The following is a 1,524-nucleotide window of genomic DNA, read 5'->3' as shown; positions in this document are numbered from 1 at the left end:
ATAGCTTCACAATGTTTTGATGGAAGTCCTATCAATATTACCGTAGTGGAAGGAACAGGAACGGCCATAGCACCATTGACCTATAGTATAGGAGGCGCTTATCAAGCGAGTCCAAACTTTACAATCAGTGCAGCAGGGACTTACAATGTGAGCATAAAGGATGGCAATGGCTGTATAACTGCACCATATGCCTATGTAGTAGAACCACCATTATTGTTGGATGCAGATATGACTCAGGATTTAACCTGTACCGTTGATGCAAACATAAACTTAATTCCAAGTGGTGGTACAGGAACTTACACCACCTATGAAGTTAGTACAGATGGAGGAACAACTTATACAGTTATTCCAAGTTCTACTTATACAGCGACTGTAGATGGCACGTATGAGTTTAGAGTGACCGATTCTCAAAATTGTACAGCAGAATCTTCTATCGTTACAGTGACACCAAAAACAACTCCAACGTTTAATTATACACAAACAGATGTCAGTTGTAACACTGGTAGTAATGGAAGTATTGTTGTAACAGCAGCTGATGGAATACCTCCATATCAATATAGTAAAGATAATGGAGCGACGTTCCAAGCATCTAATGTGTTTAATAATTTGTCAGCTGGCACATATGATATTGTTGTAAGAGACAGTAAAAACTGTGATTCAGCAGCAACATCAGTAAGTATCACAGAACCTCTACCACTCGCAGGGACTGGAACTTTAACAGATGGATTAACCTGTGGATCAGGAAACGCGACACAAGCAGCTCTTGTAACCATTACAGCAACAGCAGGAACAGGAACAGCACCGTATACTTATAGTTTTGATGGTGGAGTGAATTACACATCTACCTATACGTACTCTACGTATGTTCCAGGAATCGTAAGTGCTTATATAAAAGATGCCAACGGATGTACATTCGGACCAATTGATGTTCCAGTACCAGCTTTAGATCCACCAACAGATTTAACATTTTCATCAACAGCAGTTACTTGCTTAGCACCAACCTCTACAGTTACCCTAACGGCAACAAATGGAGTTGGACCATTAAGTTATGCTATACTATCACCAGCAAGTGCAACAACAAATGTTACAGGATTAAATAGCGGAATATTTACAGGGTTATTGCCAGATACTTATATGTTTGAAGTAACAGATGCTAATGGATGTTATTACACAGAATCATATACAATAGCACCAGTAACCAATATTACGGTCTCAGGTGCATTGGTTAATGACGTTAGTTGTAATGGCGGAGCAAATGGAGCTGTGGATTTTATGGTTTCAAACTTTGCAACGACTTACAGTTATACTATTAATGGAGGAGCGTCAGTTACAGGACAGTCTGGAGCAACTATAAGTTTAACAGGGTTGCCAATAGGCAACCAAACGATTGTTGTAACAGATGAAACAACAGGCTGTACAGCTACAGAAACTATCTTAGTTAGTGAGCCAACGCCATTAACACTTGTGGAAACAACCAATATCAATGCGAATTGTAATTTTGGAGCTCAAGTAAGTGTAACAGCA

At 39.5% G+C, this 1,524-nt stretch carries 1 protein-coding gene; it reads left to right on the top strand.

Translation table 11 applies throughout. From position 1 onward, the window contains the following. Nucleotides 1-1,524: SprB repeat-containing protein (locus G5V56_RS12310; protein WP_206285903.1), on the top strand; the 1,524-nt coding region annotated here is incomplete at both ends.

This window comes from Yeosuana marina, assembly GCF_011762485.1.
Lineage (GTDB): Bacteria > Bacteroidota > Bacteroidia > Flavobacteriales > Flavobacteriaceae > Yeosuana > Yeosuana marina.
Note: the sequence above shows the minus strand (reverse complement) of the source record. Positions and strands in the feature narration are given on the sequence as shown.